Below are 15,455 nucleotides of genomic sequence, written 5' to 3'. Positions count from 1 at the left end.
GCCCTGCCGGCGACGCCTGCCGGCCGCTTCGAACCAGCCCGCATGTTCACGCTTTCCGATTTCGATTTCAATCTGCCGCCCGAGCTGATTGCTCAAACCGCGCTGCCCGATCGCACCGCAAGCCGCCTGCTCGAGGTCGACGGCACCGTCGCGCCCGCACGCCTGGTCGACCGCCACTTCACCGCGCTGCCGTCGTGCATCTCGGCCGGCGACCTGCTCGTCTTCAACGATACCAAGGTGCTGAAGGCGCGTTTCTTCGGCCAGAAGGCCAGCGGCGGCAAGATCGAGGTGCTGATCGAACGCGTGACCGGTACGCACACGGCACTCGCGCAGATCCGCGCGAGCAAGTCGCCGGGCGCCGGCACGACGCTGCGCCTCGCCGATGCGTTCGACGTGACGGTCGGCGAGCGCGTCGAGCCGTTCTTCACGCTGAACTTCCCCGAGCCGTGCCTCGAGCTGATCGAGCAGTACGGCCGCCTGCCGCTGCCGCCGTATATCGAGCACGATCCGGACGCGACCGACGAGACGCGCTACCAGACCGTCTACGCGAGCAACCCGGGCGCGGTCGCCGCGCCGACGGCCGGGCTGCACTTCGACCAGCCGATGCTCGACCGGCTCGACGCGATGGGCGTCGAGCGCGCGACGCTGACGCTGCATGTCGGCGCCGGCACGTTCCAGCCGGTGCGCGTCGACAACATCGCCGAGCACAAGATGCACAGCGAGTGGTACGACCTGCCGCAGTCGCTCGCCGACAGGATCGCCGCGACCCGTGCGCGCGGCGGCAACGTGATCGCGGTCGGCACGACGTCGATGCGCGCGCTCGAAGCCGCCGCGCGCGCGGCCGACGAAGCGGGCCGCCCGCTCGCGGCAACGCAGGCCGAGACCGACATCTTCATCACGCCCGGCTATCGTTTCCGCGTGGTCGACCGGCTCGTCACGAACTTTCACCTGCCGAAGTCGACGCTGCTGATGCTCGTGTCCGCGTTCGCGGGCGTCGAGACGATTCGCGCCGCGTACCGGCACGCGATCGACGAACGCTACCGCTTCTTCAGCTACGGCGACGCGATGCTGCTCACGCGGCGCGACACGCCGGAGACGACCGCCGGCGCGTGACCGGCATACGCGCCACGTGCCGCAAGCAGCGCAGCGCGCGGCAACACCCGCCCGCTGCGCGCGTTACGATGGCGCGCACCTGACTTTTCCCCGCCGCCGGTCTTCCGGCGGCGTTTCCAACATGCGCCGGACTTGCGATCCAGAGTTAGCGCTTTAGCGGTTACTCTGGTCCCATGCAGAGCAGCCCGGTAGCGAGGAGAATGACGCGATGACCGAAGGTTCATCCCACGATACGCACGCCCCCGTGCAGGACCGCCCGGCGAACGGGCTCGAATTCGAACTGCTGACGACCGACGGCCATGCGCGCCGCGGCCGCGTGAAGCTCAACCACGGCGTGGTCGAGACGCCGATCTTCATGCCGGTCGGTACGTACGGCACGGTGAAGGCGATCCAGCCGCGCGAGCTGCACGAGATCAAGGCCCAGATCATTCTCGGCAACACGTTCCACCTGTGGCTGCGACCGGGCCTCGACACGATCGATGCGCACGGCGGCCTGCATGGCTTCATGGGCTGGAACAAGCCGATCCTGACCGACTCGGGCGGCTTCCAGGTGTTCTCGCTCGGCGACCTGCGCAAGATCACCGAGGACGGTGTCACGTTCGCGTCGCCGATCAACGGCGACAAGCTGTTCCTGTCGCCGGAAGTGTCGATGCAGATCCAGAAGGTGCTGAACTCCGACGTCGTGATGCAGTTCGACGAGTGCACGCCGTATGCAACCAACGGCGTGCCGACCACGCACAAGGAAGCGGCCGACTCGATGCGCATGTCGCTGCGCTGGGCGAAGCGCTCGCTCGACGAGTTCAACCGGCTCGGCAACCCGAACGCGCTGTTCGGGATCGTCCAGGGCGGGATGTTCGAGGACCTGCGCGACGAATCGCTCGCGGGCCTCGCGGAACTCGGCTTCCACGGCCTCGCGATCGGCGGGCTGTCGGTCGGCGAACCGAAGGAAGACATGATGCGCGTGCTGCGGCACGTGGGCCCGAAGCTTCCGGCCAACAAGCCGCACTACCTGATGGGTGTCGGCACCCCGGAAGACCTGGTCGAGGGCGTGGCCAACGGCGTCGACATGTTCGACTGCGTGATGCCGACCCGCAACGCGCGCAACGGCTGGCTCTTCACGCGCTTCGGCGACGTGAAGATCCGCAACGCGACGCACAAGAACTCGCTGAAGCCGCTCGACGCGAGCTGCACGTGCTACACGTGCCAGAACTTCTCGCGCGGCTACCTGCATCACCTGCACCGCGTCGGCGAGATCCTCGGCGCGCAGCTCAACACGATCCACAACCTGCACTACTACCTGCAGCTGATGAGCGAGATCCGCGACGCGATCGAGACCCATACCTTCGACGCGTTCCGCCAGCGCTTCGCGGAGGATCGCGCCAGAGGTGTCGACTGACGGACCGGCTGCCCGCGCCGCGGCCCGTCACATCGGACGTGTACTAAATAACGCATCCCAACTGCCGAACCCGACCGCCAAATATTACAATCACCTTTCCAAACAAGTCGCAACGGTAACGGTTCGCGCTTTAACAGCTTGATCCGAAAGCGCATTTGCCGATCCGTTTGCGCATGGGGCCGGTGGTAGAATAACCGGCTTATTTTTCGATCTTCCCCTACGGAGAGACCAACGTGCCGTTCATTTCCAACGCGTTCGCGCAAGGTGCCGGTGGCGCCGAATCGAGCCTGATGAGCTTCCTGCCGCTCATCCTGATGTTTGCCGTGCTCTACTTCATCATGATCCGTCCGCAGATGAAGCGTCAGAAGGAGCACCGCAACATGCTCGCGGCCATGGCCAAGGGCGACGAAGTCGTCACGAGCGGCGGCCTCGTGGGCAAGGTGACGAAGGTCACCGAAGGCTACATCGGCGTCGAGATCGCCGAAGGCACCGAAATCACCGTGCAGAAGGCTGCGGTCACGACCATTCTGCCGAAGGGCACGATCAAGTCGCTGTAAGCCCTTCACCGAGCGTCCGGCTCCCCGCGCCGTGCCCGCCTGAGAGAGCGGGCCGCCGCGGCGCCGGACGCGACGCTTTCACGCCAACCACCCGTTCGGCTCCCTCATGAATCGTTATCCACTCTGGAAATATGTCGTGATGGTCGTGGCGCTCGCCATCGGCCTTCTGTACACATTGCCCAACTTCTTCGGCGAAGCGCCGGCGGTGCAGGTGTCGAGCGGCAAGGCCACGGTCAAGCTCGACTCGACCACGCTGACCCAGGTCGAATCGGCGCTCGCGTCCGCGCAGATCACGCCGGACGACGTCACCTTCGAGAACACGGCGACCAACGCGAACATCCGCGTGCGCCTGAAGGACACCGATACGCAGCTGCGCGTCAAGGACCTGCTGCAGAAGTCGCTGAACACCGACCCGAACGATCCGCAGTACGTCGTCGCCCTGAACCTGCAGAGCGCGTCGCCGCGCTGGCTGACCTCCCTGCACGCGCTGCCGATGTATCTCGGCCTCGACCTGCGCGGCGGCGTCCACTTCCTGCTCCAGGTCGACATGACGGGCGCGCTGACGAAGAAGCTCGATTCCGACGCGTCCGACGCGCGCACGCTGCTGCGCGACAAGAACATCCGCGACGGCGGCGTGAGCCGCGTCGACCAGTCCGTGGTCGTCAATTTCAGCGATGCGCAGACGGCGGAAGACGCCCGCAAGGTGCTCGCGCTGTCGATCACCGAACTGCAATGGGCGACCCAGCCCGGCGGCGGCGGCACGCAGGTCGTCGGCACGTTTACGCCGGCCGTGCAGAAGTCCGTCGAGGACGCCGCGCTCAAGCAGAACCTGACGACGCTCCACAACCGCGTGAACGAACTCGGCGTGTCGGAGCCGATCCTGCAGCAGCAGGGCAGCGACCGCATCGTCGTCGAGTTGCCGGGCGTGCAGGACACCGCGAAGGCGAAGGACATCATCGGTCGCACCGCGACGCTCGAAGCGCGCCTCGCCGACCCGCTCAACACGCACCCGAACCCGAACGACCCGGTGCCGCCGGGTGAAGAGCTGTTCACGCAGGGCAACCAGGCGCCCGTGCTGCTGAAGAAGGAAGTGATCTTCACGGGCGACCGCATCATCGATGCATCGGCCGGCTTCGACGATCACCAGCGTCCGTCGGTCAACATCCGCCTCGATTCGGCGGGCGGCCGCTCGGTGCGCGCGGTATCGCGCGAGAACATCGGCAAGCCGATGGCGATGGTGCTGTTCGAGAAGGGCAAGGGCGAAGTGCTGACGGTCGCGACGATCCAGTCGGAACTCGGCGACCGCTTCCAGATCACGGGCCAGCCGACGCCGCAGGCCGCAGCCGACCTCGCGCTGCTGCTGCGCGCCGGTTCGCTCGCAGCGCCGATGGACATCATCGAGGAACGCACGATCGGCCCGAGCCTCGGTGCCGACAACATCAAGATGGGCGTCCACTCGGTGATCTGGGGCTTCTGCGCGATCGCCGTGTTCATGATCGCGTACTACATGCTGTTCGGCGTGATCTCGGTGATCGGCCTGTCGGTGAACCTGCTGCTGCTCGTCGCCGTGCTGTCGCTGATGCAGGCAACGCTGACGCTGCCCGGTATCGCCGCTATCGCGCTCGCGCTCGGTATGGCGATCGACTCGAACGTGCTGATCAACGAGCGCGTGCGTGAAGAACTGCGCGCCGGCCAGCCGCCGCAGCTCGCGATCCAGTCCGGCTACGCGCATGCATGGGCGACGATTCTCGACTCGAACGTCACGACGCTGATCGCCGGCCTCGCGCTGCTCGCGTTCGGCTCGGGCCCGGTTCGCGCGTTCGCGATCGTGCACTGCCTCGGTATCCTGACGTCGATGTTCTCCGCGGTGTTCTTCTCGCGCGGGATCGTCAACCTCTGGTACGGCGGCCGCAAGAAGCTGAAGTCGCTCGCGATCGGCCAGGTGTGGAAGCCGGAAGGCGCCACTGCCGGCGCGTCGTTCACCGACGCCGACGAATCGACCGACACCGCACGCGCCGCGAAGCTCGCCGCCCCCGCGAAGGGCAACGCGCCGCGCGCCGGCAAGCCGCAGCTGCGCAATCGCGCGCAGCAAGGCGTGTCGCCGAAAAAACCGGGCTCGACCCAATAAGGCCCCGGAGACGAGACCATGGAATTTTTCCGCATCCGTAAAGACATTCCGTTCATGCGGCACGCGCTGGTGTTCAACGTGATCTCGCTGGTCACGTTCCTCGCCGCCGTGTTCTTCCTGTTCCACCGCGGGCTCCACCTGTCCGTCGAATTCACCGGCGGGACGGTGATCGAGGTGCAGTACCAGCAGGCCGCGGAACTCGAACCCGTGCGCGCGACGCTCGGCAAGCTCGGCTACGCCGACGCGCAGGTGCAGAACTTCGGCACGTCGCGCAACGTGCTGATCCGCCTGCAGCTGAAGGAAGGCCTCACGTCCGCGCAGCAGAGCGACCAGGTGATGGGCGCGCTGAAGGCGCAGAGCCCGGACGTCACGCTGCAGCGCGTCGAGTTCGTCGGCCCGCAGGTCGGCCGGGAGCTCGCGACCGACGGCCTGCTCGCGCTCGCGTGCGTCGTGATCGGCATCGTGATCTACCTGTCGTTCCGCTTCGAGTGGAAGTACGCAGTGGCCGGCATCATCGCCAACCTGCACGACGTCGTGATCATTCTCGGCTTCTTCGCGTTCTTCCAGTGGGAGTTCTCGCTGGCGGTGCTCGCGGCGATCCTCGCGGTGCTCGGCTACTCGGTCAACGAGTCGGTCGTCATCTTCGACCGGATCCGCGAGACGTTCCGCCGCGAACGCAAGATGAGCGTGCAGGAAGTGATCAACCACGCGATCACGACCACGATGTCGCGCACGATCATCACGCACACGTCGACCGAAATGATGGTGCTGTCGATGTTCTTCTTCGGCGGCCCGACGCTGCACTACTTCGCGCTCGCGCTGACGGTCGGCATCATGTTCGGCATCTACTCGTCGGTGTTCGTCGCGGGTTCGCTCGCGATGTGGCTCGGCATCAAGCGCGAAGACCTGATCAAGGACAAGAAGACCGCGCACGATCCGGACGATCCCAACGCAGGCGCGCAGGTTTAAGCGCCACGCTGCTTCGGCACAGACGAAAAGCCGGCCCGGTTGGGCCGGCTTTTTTCATGCCCGCGCCACCCGACATGCGTCGCGCAGCCCGCGGGCCCTGCCCCGTCACGCGTGTCGGCTACAATCGTGACCGTCCCGCCGCGCCACAAGCCAGCCGCGCGCCGGCGGGACAGCGCCTTCGCCCTCCGTTCAAACGTGCGGTCCCGATGATTCCCACGCGTGTCGTTCCTCGCCTTGCCGTTTGCGCAGCCGTCACGGTCGCGCTCCTGCCGTGCGTGTCGTCCGTCGGTGCGCAACAGCCGGCATCCGATCCGCCCGCTTCCGCTTCCGCTTCCGCTTCCGCTTCCGCACCCGCCACCTCGCCCGCCACGCCGGCCTCACCCGCCACCGCCCGGCCGCCTTCGCCCTGCCCGCCCGACTGGGAGCCGCAGATCTGCGAGCTCAAGGCCGCGGTGGAAGTCCTGAAGCGGCAGCACCTGACCGACGTCGACATCGGCGCGCTGCTCGACGCAACGACCCATGCGGGAATCAAGACGCTGCCGTACGCGCGTTTCTTCGACACGAAGGAGGAGCAGGCGCGGCGCGACGACGAACGGCGCGCGCGCGACGGCACGCCCGGCATTGGCATCGTGTTCGAGACACGGCCCGACGGGCTGCACATCGTCGACGTGATTCCCGACGCGCCCGCGGAAAAGGCTGGCGTGCGCCCCGACGATCTCGTCGTCGCGATGAACGATACGAGCGTCGTCGGCATCGATCCCGCCGACCTGACCAAGCTCGCCAAGGGCGACGCGGGGGCGCCGCTGAAGCTTACGGTCCAGCGCGGCCCGTCGCACACGATGCTGAGCTTCGCGCCCGTGCGGACGATCCTCAAGCCGCATCCGGCGACTACGAAACGGCTCGACGGCGACATCCTGTACACGCGGCTGTCGAGCTTCCCCGAACCGGCGGTCGGCGACACCATCGACGCCGTGCAGGCCGCGCGCCGCGCAGGCCCGCCCGTGAAAGGCATGATTCTCGACCTGCGCATCAACGGCGGCGGCGCGCTCAATGCGGCGATCGGCATCACCGCGCTGTTCACTGGCCGCGACCGCACCGCAATGGTGACGGTCGAACGCGGCGACACCAACCGCCGCCGCTACACGACCAACTGGCCCGATTACGAATTACCGGTCATGCACGGGCAGGACCCGCTCGCGCCGCTGCAAGCCGACGACTGGTGGCGCACCGTGCCGCTCGTCGTGCTCGTCGACGGACAGAGCGCGTCGGCCGCCGAAGCGACCGCAGCGGCGCTGAAGGATCTCGGCCGCGCGAAGCTGCTCGGCATGCCGACTTACGGCAAGGGGCTCGCGCAGACGGGCGTCGACCTGATCGACGGCACGCGCCTGAATTTCACGTTCGCGCGCAACCTGCGGCCGAACGGCTGCCCGATGGACGGCTACGGCGTCGTGCCGGACTGGCTCGTGCCGCCGCGCCGCGACTCCGACCTCGACGGCGTGCTGCTGTGGTACCGGGAAGCCGATCTCGCCCGCGCGCCGTATGCGGACCGGCTGGCGCCCGATCCGTTCGCGAAGGTGCGCAAGGAGCGGCAGAAGCTGCGCGAGCAACGTGCGCTCGCGAAGATCGATACGGCGAAGAGCGCGGCGTTGCCGCAGCGCGTATTCGGCACGGCAGCCGACTGGCAGCTCAGGCAGGCGCTTGCCGCACTCGCCGGGCGCCCCGTGCAGACCGTCGAAGCCAAACCGCAACTGATGCCCGCGCGGCCCGTGTGCGAACACGCCGGCAACTGACGCACGCCGCCCGCCCGATTACCGGAAGCCGAACCGCCGGCGCAGCACGACCAGCGCCACGAGGCTCAGCACGGCCGCGAACATCAGGTAGAAGCTCGGCGCGGTCTTCATCCCGGTCGCCTTGATCAGCCACGCGATGATGAACGGCCCGAAGCCGCCGAAGATCGTCACTGCGACGTTATATGCGAGCGACATCCCGGTCGTGCGCGTCTGCACCGGAAACACTTCGGACAACAAACCCGGCAGCGCCGCGAAGTACCCCGTCATCAGGAACGCGAGCAGCACCTGCAGCGCGATCAGCGTGCCGAAGCCCGGATGGGCAACCAGGTACGCGAACGCCGGGTAGATCAGCACGAGGATACCGACGGCCGGCGCGATCATCACACGCACGCGGCCGTAGGTGTCCGACCAGTGGCCGACGAGCGGCGCGAACGCCATCTGGATCACGCCGACGACGAGGATCGCCGCGAACGCGGCGGACGGCGCGAGGCCGAGCTGCTTCACGCCGTAGGTCGGCATGAACAGCACGAGATAGGTCGCGACGGTGCCGAGCACGACCACGCCCATTGCGGCGACGAGGCGCGCCTTGTGCGACGCGAACGTGTCGCGCAGCGGGTTCGCGGTGCCTTCCGCCGCGAGGAATTCGGGCGTCTCGTCGACCTTCGTGCGGATGTAATACGCGACCGGCCCGAGCAGCAGGCCGAAGAAGAACGGCACGCGCCAGCCCCACGATGCCATCTGCGCGGCCGACAGCTGCGCGTTCAGCACGGTGCCGAAGCCGGCGGCGAGCAGCGTCGTGAGCCCCTGGCTCGCAACCTGCCAGCTCGCGAAGAAGCCGCGCCGGCCCGGCACGTGCTCGGCAAGGAACGCGGTCGCGCTGCCGAACTCGCCGCCGGCCGAGAAGCCCTGCATCAGCCGCGCGGCGACGAGGATCACCGGCGCGGCGACGCCGATCGTCTCGTAGGTCGGCAGCACCGCGATGACCAGCGTGCCGGCCATCATCAGCAGGATCGACAGCGTGAGCGCGGCCTTGCGGCCCGCGCGGTCGGCATACGCGCCGAGCACGATCGCGCCGAGCGGGCGCATGAAGAACGACACGCCGAACGTGCCGAGCGTGAGCAGCAGCGACACGGTGTCGTTGCCGGCCGGGAAGAACAGCTTCGAGATCGTCACCGCGAAGAAGCCGTAGACGACGAGATCGAACCACTCGAGCGCATTGCCGATCGACGCGGCGACCACCGCGCGCCACACGCGCGGCGACGAGGCAATGGAACGGGACTGCGTGACGGCATGCATCGGCGATCTCCTTGTCGTTGTATGTTCTGTTCGAGGCGGCCGCTGTCGCACACAGTCTGGCCGCCCGGCGCCGCATGGCCGCATGCCGCGTTCGGGCGATTATAGGCGCGCAAAAAAAACCGCCGCGCCCCTGTAACGGGAGCGCGGCGGTTTGACCGCATGGGCCGGCGCGATGGCCGGCCCCGCCGGCGCACTTACTGCTGCTTGACCGCTTCTGCCGTGATCAGCAGCTTCGTCTTCATCTTGAAGCCGTACTGCTTGCCGTAGTCGAGGCCGAAGTCGTCGCGGCTGAATTCGCCGACCGCGTCGACGCCGCACACTTCACGCTTGAGCATCGGGTGCGGCATGCACTTGAACGAGTCGATCTTCAGCGTGACCGGCTTCGTGACGCCATGCAGCGTCAGGTTGCCGACCACCGACACCGGCTTGTCGCCGTCGAACTTGATCGCGCCCTTGTAGTTCGCCTGCGGGAACTTGGAGACGTCGAAGAATTCGGCCGTCTGCAGGTGCTCGTCGAGCTTCGCGCTACCCGTGTGGATCGACGCGATGTCGGTCGTCACGTCGACCGTGCCGGTCTTCGCCGCGCGATCGAGCGTCACCGTGCCGCTCGACTTGTCGAACTTGCCGCGCCAGACCGACAGGCCACCGAAGTGGTCGGCCTCGAAGCTCGGGTACGTGTGGCTCGGGTCGAACTGGTAGGTCGCGCTTTCGGCGAAGGCCGAGAACGACAGCGAAGCAGCCAGCGCGCCTGCGGCGATGATCAGATGCTTTTTCAAACTCTTTCTCCTAAGAACGGCGCCGCGCCCTCGCGCGGCATTCTGGTGAGGCGACAACCCGCCGCTTACTTCGTTGCGACGAGGTGGAACTTGATCTGCACTTCATCCGCGACGATCGACGTGTCCTTCCATTCGCCGGTGCCGACGTTGAAGGTCGAACGCTTGATCGGCAGCACGCCGTCGAACGTCTGCGTCGCGCCGTTTTGCGCGACCGTGACGGGCACCGTGACGGTCTCGGCCTTGCCCTTGATCGTCAGCTTGCCGGTCACGTTGTACTTGTTGCCGCCCGCCGGCGCGATCGTCGACGACACGAACGTCGCCTGCGGATACGCCTTCGCGTCGAACCAGTCCTTGCCGGCGACCTGGTCGTTGTACATCTTGTCGCCGAGGTCGAAGCTCGCGACGTCGATCGTCATTTGCGCGCTGCCCTGCGCGGCTTTCGCCGGGTCGAACTTCACCTGCGCGGAAAACTTCTTGAACGCGCCTTCGGTCGGCACGTTCATCTGCTTCGACACGGCGGACACCTTGCTCTTCGCGAGATCGACATCGGCATGCGCCGCGCCCGACGCGACAAGCGCCGCCGCGGCGAACGCGGTCAGCATGGAGCGGGAGAAAGACACTTTCATGGGATCCTTCATTTGGCAAAGGGAAGCATGCGCGACAGCAGGCCGTCGCGGTCCAACAGCTGGTGCTTGAGCGCCGCGAGCACGTGCATCGCAACGAGCGCAAGCAGAATGTAATTCAAAGACACATGCAGCGTCTTGAAGGTTTCCTTGAGCACCGGATCGGGATCGATCAGGCGCGGCAGCGGCACGATGCCGAGGTAGACGACCGGGATGTTCGACGCCGAGCTGTACAGGTAGCCGGTCACCGGGATCACGATCATCAGCACGTACAGCAGCATGTGCACGCCGTGGGACGCGGCCCGCTGCCATGCCGGCGTATTGCCCGGCAGCGCGGGGGCGGCGTGGGTCGCACGCCAGAGCACGCGCAAGACGGCCAGCACGAATGCCGTCACACCGATCCACTTGTGCCACGAGAAGTACTTCAGCTTGGTCGGCGTGAAGCCGGGGATGTCCGTCATCACCCAGCCGAGCGCGAACGCGCAGACGATCAGCAGCGCGATCAGCCAGTGCAGCGCGATCGCCGTCTGCGTATAGCTTACCGGTCTGGCCGGCAACGATTTCGATGCCATCTTGGATTCCTCAGTTCAGCGAAAAGCCGCGCCGGCCATTCGTCCGACGCTAGTCAAGGGCGCCATGCTACCGCAACCTTTTGACACGCGCGGACTCTGAAGACAGGCGCGCCAGCCAGCTGACAGTTTCCTGTCATGTTACCGATCAGTCACCGAACACACGATCGTTGACGCGCCGAAAAAGGCCTTTTGGTAAGATTGGCGCGGGTTCCGGCCCCGTCGACGGGTCTCCCCAGCCGTCGCACAACTGCCTTTTCCATGCAACGAAACGACCTGATTGCCTGTCACGAGTGCGACGCACTGTTGCACAAACCGCGCCTGAGCGGACGTGAAATCGCGCGCTGCCCGCGCTGCGATGCGCTGCTCTATCGCAATAGCGCCGCGCAGATCGAGCGGATCTGCGCGCTCGCGCTCGCGGCGCTGATCACGTTCACGATCGCGCAGGCGTTCCCGATCCTCGAAATGGACGTGAACGGCAACCGCGTGCAGACCACGCTGATCGGCGCGATCGATTCGCTGTGGCACCAGGACATGGCGATCGTCGGTGTGATGGTGTTCTGCTCGACCGTGCTGTTCCCGCTCGTCGAGATGGCCGCGCTGCTGTACCTGCTGCTGCCGATACGGCGCGGCGTCGTGCCGCCCGGCTTCAACCTGGTACTGCGCGCGATCGAACTCGTGCGGCCATGGGGCATGATCGAGGTGTTCATGCTCGGGATCCTCGTCACGATCGTGAAGATGGTGAGTCTGGCAAGAGTCGTTCCCGATGCCGCGCTGTTCGCGTTCGCCGCGCTCACGCTGATGATCGCCGTCGTGCTGATGTTCGATCCGCGCACGCTGTGGGACATCGCCGACGACCTGCGCGCCGGGCGCCCGCCCGGGCAGCCCGGCGATGCCGCTCCGCTGCCGGAAGCCGCCCGCCGATGACGATCCCGACCGCTGCCCGCGAGGGCTACGCCAGCTGCCACGCGTGCGGCCTCGTGCAGACGCTCGACCGTCCGCACGCACACTGCGCGCGCTGCGGCAGCGCGCTCCATTTCCGCACGCCGAACAGCCTGATGCGCACGTGGGCACTGCTGCTCGCGGCCGCGATCCTCTACATTCCCGCGAACCTGCTGCCGATCATGCGCACGGCGTCGATCGTCGGCTCGCAGGAAGACACGATCATGAGCGGCGTCATCTATTTCTGGATCTCCGGCGATTGGCCGCTCGCCGTCGTCGTGTTCGTCGCGAGTATCCTCGTGCCGATGCTCAAGCTCGGCGTGCTGCTGATCCTCGTGATCAGCACGCAGCGCCGCACCGCCTGGCGGCCGCTGCAGCGCACGCGCCTGTTCCGGATCGTCGAGCGCATCGGCCGCTGGTCGATGCTCGACATCTTCGTCGTGACGCTGACCGTCGCGCTCGTCCATTTCCGTTCGCTCGCCGTCATCACGGCCGGCCCCGGCGCACTCGCGTTCGGTTCCGTCGTGATCCTGACGATGCTCGCGTCGATGCAGTTCGATCCCCGCCTGATCTGGGATCCAGTCGAAACCTCAGGGAATCACCATGAATAGTCCACAAGGCCCGCAGCACGACGCGCCCCGGCCGCCCGATCCGACGATCTCGACGAAAAGCGGCTGGCTGCCGTCGCTCGTCTGGCTCGTGCCGCTGATCGCCGCGCTGATCGGCATCGGCCTCGTGATCAAGTCCGTGCGCGAGCGCGGCCCGGAAATCACGATCAGCTTCCACAGCGCCGAAGGGCTCGAGCCCGGCAAGACCCAGGTCAAGTACAAGGACGTCGAGATCGGCATGGTCAAGACGATCAAGCTGTCGAAGGACCTGGCGCGCGTGCTCGTCCAGGTGCAGCTCAAGAAGGAAGCGGAGGACTTTGCGGTCAAGGGCTCGCGCTTCTGGATCGTGCGGCCGCGCGTCGGCGCGACCGGCGTGTCGGGGCTCGGCACGCTGCTGTCGGGCGCGTATATCGGCGTCGACGCCGGGCGCTCGGAGGATACGGTGACCGACTTCACCGGCCTCGAGTCACCGCCTGCCGTCACGGGCGACCAGAAGGGCACGCAGTACGTGCTGCGCGGCGATTCGCTCGGCTCGGTCGACATCGGCTCGCCGGTCTACTACCGCCGCGTGCAGGTCGGCCAGGTGGTCGGCTTCTCGCTCGACAAGGACGGCACGGGCGTCACGTTCAACGTGTTCGTCAATGCGCCGTACGACCAGTACGTCGGCGTGAACTCGCGCTGGTGGCAGGCGAGCGGCGTCGACCTGCGGCTCGACTCGAGCGGCCTGAAGCTGAACACGCAGTCGCTCGCGACGGTGATCCTCGGCGGCATCGCATTCCAGACGCCGCCGAACCAGGGCGCCGGCACGACGGCACCGAACAACACGACATTCCGCCTCGCATCCGACGAGGGCGACGCAATGCGCGACCCGGACGGCCAGCCGCTGCAGGTCGTGATGAACTTCAACCAGTCGCTGCGCGGGCTCGCCGTCGGCGCGACGGTCGACTTCCGCGGCATCGTGCTCGGTGAAGTGACGAACATCGGCATCGACTTCGATCCGAAGACGAAGAACTTCCTGATGCCGGTGACGATGAACGTGTATCCGGAACGCCTCGGCCGGCGCTTCCGCGAAACGATCGAGAGCAAGGGCGAACCGGCCCGCCGCGAGATCGTCGAGCGGCTCGTCCAGCACGGGCTGCGCGGCCAGCTGCGCACCGGCAACCTGCTGACGAGCCAGCTGTACGTCGCACTCGACTTCTTCCCGAAGGCGCCGGCCGTGAAGATCGACACGGCGCGCCAGCCGCTCGAGCTGCCGACCGTGCCGAACACGCTCGACGAGCTGCAGCTGCAGGTCGCCGACATCGCGAAGAAGCTCGACAAGGTGCCGTTCGACCAGATCGGCGCGAACCTGAACAGCGCGCTCGCGAACGCCGACAAGCTGTTCAAGCAGCTCGACACGCAAGTCGCGCCGGAAGCGCGCGACACGCTGTCGGCCGCGAAGCAGACCTTCTCGACTGCCGAAGCGACGCTGCAGCAGGATTCGCCGCTGCAGTCCGACGTGCGCGGCGCGCTGAAGGAACTCACGCGCACGCTGCAGTCGCTGAACGCGCTCGCCGACTACCTCGAGCGCCACCCCGAATCGCTGCTCAAGGGCAAGCCAGGAGATCAACAATGACGACACGCGTGAACGGTTTCGCGAGCGGCACGGCGGCGGCTGTCGCCGCCCTTGCGCTCGCCGCGTGCAGCTCGCCGCCCGCGCGGTTCTACACGCTCAGCCCGGCCGACGCCGCAGCGCCGCTGCGCACGGCGCCGGCCAATCCGGCGTTCCTGATCGAGGTGCCGTCCGTCGGCGTGCCCGAACAGGTCGCGAAGAACCAGCTGGTCGTGCAGAAAAACGCCGCGCAGGTCGACGTGCTCGAGCAGGAACGCTGGGCGTCGCCGCCCGCCGACGAGATCCGCCGCGCGCTGTCGGACGATCTCGCGGCGCAGCTCGGGACGATCGACGTCGCGAATTCCGCGACCCCGCCCGGCGTGCCCGTGTATCGGATCAGCGTGAACGTGCAGCGCTTCGAGTCGTGGCCAGCCAAGCGCGCGGCGGTCGACGCCGTGTGGAGCGTGCGCTCGCTCGCCACGCAGGCCGTGATGACCTGCCGCACGAGCGTCGCGGAGCCGGTCGCCGATGGCTACGACGCACTCGTCGCCGGCCACCGGCGCGCGCTCGACGTGATTGCCACGCAAGCCGCGGCCGGTGTGCGCGCGATGGCCGCGCGCCGCAGTGCGCCGGCTTCGACGGCGCCCGCGGCCGGCGGCAAGACGGCCGCCGCGCCGGTCGTGCCGTGCCCGGCCAACCCGACGCCGGGCGGCGACGCCGCAGGCGCGACGGGCAAGTCCGGCGCATAAGGAGACCGCCGGCGGCCGCGCGGGCCTGCGCGGATTCGCCCGGCCGGTTCACCGGCCATCTCGCATGCGCCGGCCGGCGAGCCTCCCCGCCGGCTCGCCGGCGACCACCTGATGCGCGCCGCATCGTCGAAACCTTCGCGGCACCGGTGTCCACGCCATGCCTCGCCTGCATCGCCCGAACGGCCAACTTTGCATTGTTTGTCATAGGCGACCGGAACCGGTGTCTTAAAATGCGGTCGGCTTGCGTTTTCACCTGCGATTGACGATCCTACGCACTTTCAGGCTCGCGCCGCTCGTCGTGCGCGCCAGCCAGCGGCGCCGGGCCGCGTTCGGCCCGACCGCCATGCC

The 15,455-nt window shown here is 67.2% G+C and carries 14 protein-coding genes; 10 read left to right on the top strand and 4 right to left on the bottom strand.

Annotation, left to right across the window (positions count from 1 at the left end):
- Positions 1–42: 42 nt before the first annotated feature.
- From queA to B7G54_RS26455, 6 genes are all read left to right on the top strand, one after another.
- Positions 43–1,113 carry a tRNA preQ1(34) S-adenosylmethionine ribosyltransferase-isomerase QueA gene (queA, locus tag B7G54_RS26480; protein WP_085041766.1) on the top strand — a complete coding sequence of 357 codons (1,071 nt, stop codon included), beginning with the start codon at positions 43–45 and terminating at the stop codon, positions 1,111–1,113.
- Positions 1,114–1,321: 208 nt separating this feature from the next.
- Positions 1,322–2,509, top strand: coding sequence for a tRNA guanosine(34) transglycosylase Tgt (gene tgt / locus B7G54_RS26475; protein ID WP_085041765.1), 1,188 nt, complete (start codon positions 1,322–1,324; stop codon positions 2,507–2,509).
- A 233-nt stretch (positions 2,510–2,742) separates the two neighbouring features.
- Positions 2,743–3,066, top strand: coding sequence for a preprotein translocase subunit YajC (gene yajC / locus B7G54_RS26470; protein WP_006476868.1), 324 nt, complete (start codon positions 2,743–2,745; stop codon positions 3,064–3,066).
- Between the two features lie 106 nt (positions 3,067–3,172).
- On the top strand, positions 3,173–5,194 hold the full coding sequence (secD, locus tag B7G54_RS26465) for a protein translocase subunit SecD (protein ID WP_085041764.1): 2,022 nt from the start codon (positions 3,173–3,175) through the stop codon (positions 5,192–5,194).
- A gap of 18 nt (positions 5,195–5,212) precedes the next feature.
- Positions 5,213–6,163: a protein translocase subunit SecF gene (secF, locus tag B7G54_RS26460; RefSeq protein WP_050011793.1), complete on the top strand. Its 951-nt coding sequence runs from the start codon at positions 5,213–5,215 to the stop codon at positions 6,161–6,163.
- 206 nt (positions 6,164–6,369) lie between these two features.
- Positions 6,370–7,953 (top strand): S41 family peptidase, encoded by a 1,584-nt coding sequence (locus tag B7G54_RS26455; RefSeq protein WP_244289436.1) that lies wholly within the window; start codon positions 6,370–6,372, stop codon positions 7,951–7,953.
- Between the two features lie 18 nt (positions 7,954–7,971).
- On the opposite strand, the gene B7G54_RS26450 is transcribed toward B7G54_RS26455, so the two are convergent.
- From B7G54_RS26450 to B7G54_RS26435, 4 genes are all read right to left on the bottom strand, one after another.
- A complete protein-coding gene (locus tag B7G54_RS26450; protein WP_085041763.1) occupies positions 7,972–9,249 on the bottom strand; it encodes an MFS transporter in 1,278 nt (425 codons plus the stop codon).
- Between the two features lie 194 nt (positions 9,250–9,443).
- On the bottom strand, positions 9,444–10,025 hold the full coding sequence (locus B7G54_RS26445) for a YceI family protein (protein WP_085041762.1): 582 nt from the start codon (positions 10,023–10,025) through the stop codon (positions 9,444–9,446).
- A gap of 65 nt (positions 10,026–10,090) precedes the next feature.
- Complete coding sequence (locus tag B7G54_RS26440) at positions 10,091–10,651, bottom strand: YceI family protein (RefSeq protein WP_085041832.1); 561 nt, start codon at positions 10,649–10,651, stop codon at positions 10,091–10,093.
- Between the two features lie 8 nt (positions 10,652–10,659).
- On the bottom strand, positions 10,660–11,220 hold the full coding sequence (locus tag B7G54_RS26435) for a cytochrome b (protein WP_085041761.1): 561 nt from the start codon (positions 11,218–11,220) through the stop codon (positions 10,660–10,662).
- A 258-nt stretch (positions 11,221–11,478) separates the two neighbouring features.
- On the opposite strand from B7G54_RS26435, the gene B7G54_RS26430 reads away from it, so the two are divergent.
- The 4 genes from B7G54_RS26430 to B7G54_RS26415 are packed head-to-tail and all read left to right on the top strand — an operon-like array spanning position 11,479 to position 15,107.
- Positions 11,479–12,144, top strand: coding sequence for a paraquat-inducible protein A (locus B7G54_RS26430; protein WP_085041760.1), 666 nt, complete (start codon positions 11,479–11,481; stop codon positions 12,142–12,144).
- Entirely contained in the window at positions 12,141–12,770 is a 630-nt protein-coding gene (locus B7G54_RS26425) for a paraquat-inducible protein A (RefSeq protein WP_085041759.1), read from the top strand. The genes B7G54_RS26430 and B7G54_RS26425 overlap by 4 nt, the downstream gene beginning before the upstream one ends.
- Positions 12,763–14,382: a PqiB family protein gene (locus tag B7G54_RS26420; protein ID WP_085041758.1), complete on the top strand. Its 1,620-nt coding sequence runs from the start codon at positions 12,763–12,765 to the stop codon at positions 14,380–14,382. Before B7G54_RS26425 ends, B7G54_RS26420 begins: the two co-directional genes overlap by 8 nt.
- Positions 14,379–15,107 (top strand): PqiC family protein, encoded by a 729-nt coding sequence (locus tag B7G54_RS26415; RefSeq protein WP_085041757.1) that lies wholly within the window; start codon positions 14,379–14,381, stop codon positions 15,105–15,107. The genes B7G54_RS26420 and B7G54_RS26415 overlap by 4 nt, the downstream gene beginning before the upstream one ends.
- Positions 15,108–15,455: the final 348 nt, after the last annotated feature.

The organism is Burkholderia puraquae (genome assembly GCF_002099195.1).
GTDB lineage: Bacteria > Pseudomonadota > Gammaproteobacteria > Burkholderiales > Burkholderiaceae > Burkholderia > Burkholderia puraquae.
Note: the sequence above shows the minus strand (reverse complement) of the source record. Positions and strands in the feature narration are given on the sequence as shown.

Excerpts from the sequence above, each read along its gene's own strand:
- queA (WP_085041766.1), top strand. The coding sequence starts at position 43 with ATGTTCACGCTTTCCGATTTCGATTTCAATCTGCCGCCCGAGCTGATT.
- tgt (WP_085041765.1), top strand. The coding sequence starts at position 1,322 with ATGACCGAAGGTTCATCCCACGATACGCACGCCCCCGTGCAGGACCGC.
- secD (WP_085041764.1), top strand. The coding sequence starts at position 3,173 with ATGAATCGTTATCCACTCTGGAAATATGTCGTGATGGTCGTGGCGCTC.
- secF (WP_050011793.1), top strand. The coding sequence starts at position 5,213 with ATGGAATTTTTCCGCATCCGTAAAGACATTCCGTTCATGCGGCACGCG.
- B7G54_RS26455 (WP_244289436.1), top strand. The coding sequence starts at position 6,370 with ATGATTCCCACGCGTGTCGTTCCTCGCCTTGCCGTTTGCGCAGCCGTC.
- B7G54_RS26450 (WP_085041763.1), bottom strand. The coding sequence starts at position 9,249 with ATGCATGCCGTCACGCAGTCCCGTTCCATTGCCTCGTCGCCGCGCGTG.
- B7G54_RS26440 (WP_085041832.1), bottom strand. The coding sequence starts at position 10,651 with ATGAAAGTGTCTTTCTCCCGCTCCATGCTGACCGCGTTCGCCGCGGCG.
- B7G54_RS26435 (WP_085041761.1), bottom strand. The coding sequence starts at position 11,220 with ATGGCATCGAAATCGTTGCCGGCCAGACCGGTAAGCTATACGCAGACG.
- B7G54_RS26430 (WP_085041760.1), top strand. The coding sequence starts at position 11,479 with ATGCAACGAAACGACCTGATTGCCTGTCACGAGTGCGACGCACTGTTG.
- B7G54_RS26425 (WP_085041759.1), top strand. The coding sequence starts at position 12,141 with ATGACGATCCCGACCGCTGCCCGCGAGGGCTACGCCAGCTGCCACGCG.
- B7G54_RS26420 (WP_085041758.1), top strand. The coding sequence starts at position 12,763 with ATGAATAGTCCACAAGGCCCGCAGCACGACGCGCCCCGGCCGCCCGAT.
- B7G54_RS26415 (WP_085041757.1), top strand. The coding sequence starts at position 14,379 with ATGACGACACGCGTGAACGGTTTCGCGAGCGGCACGGCGGCGGCTGTC.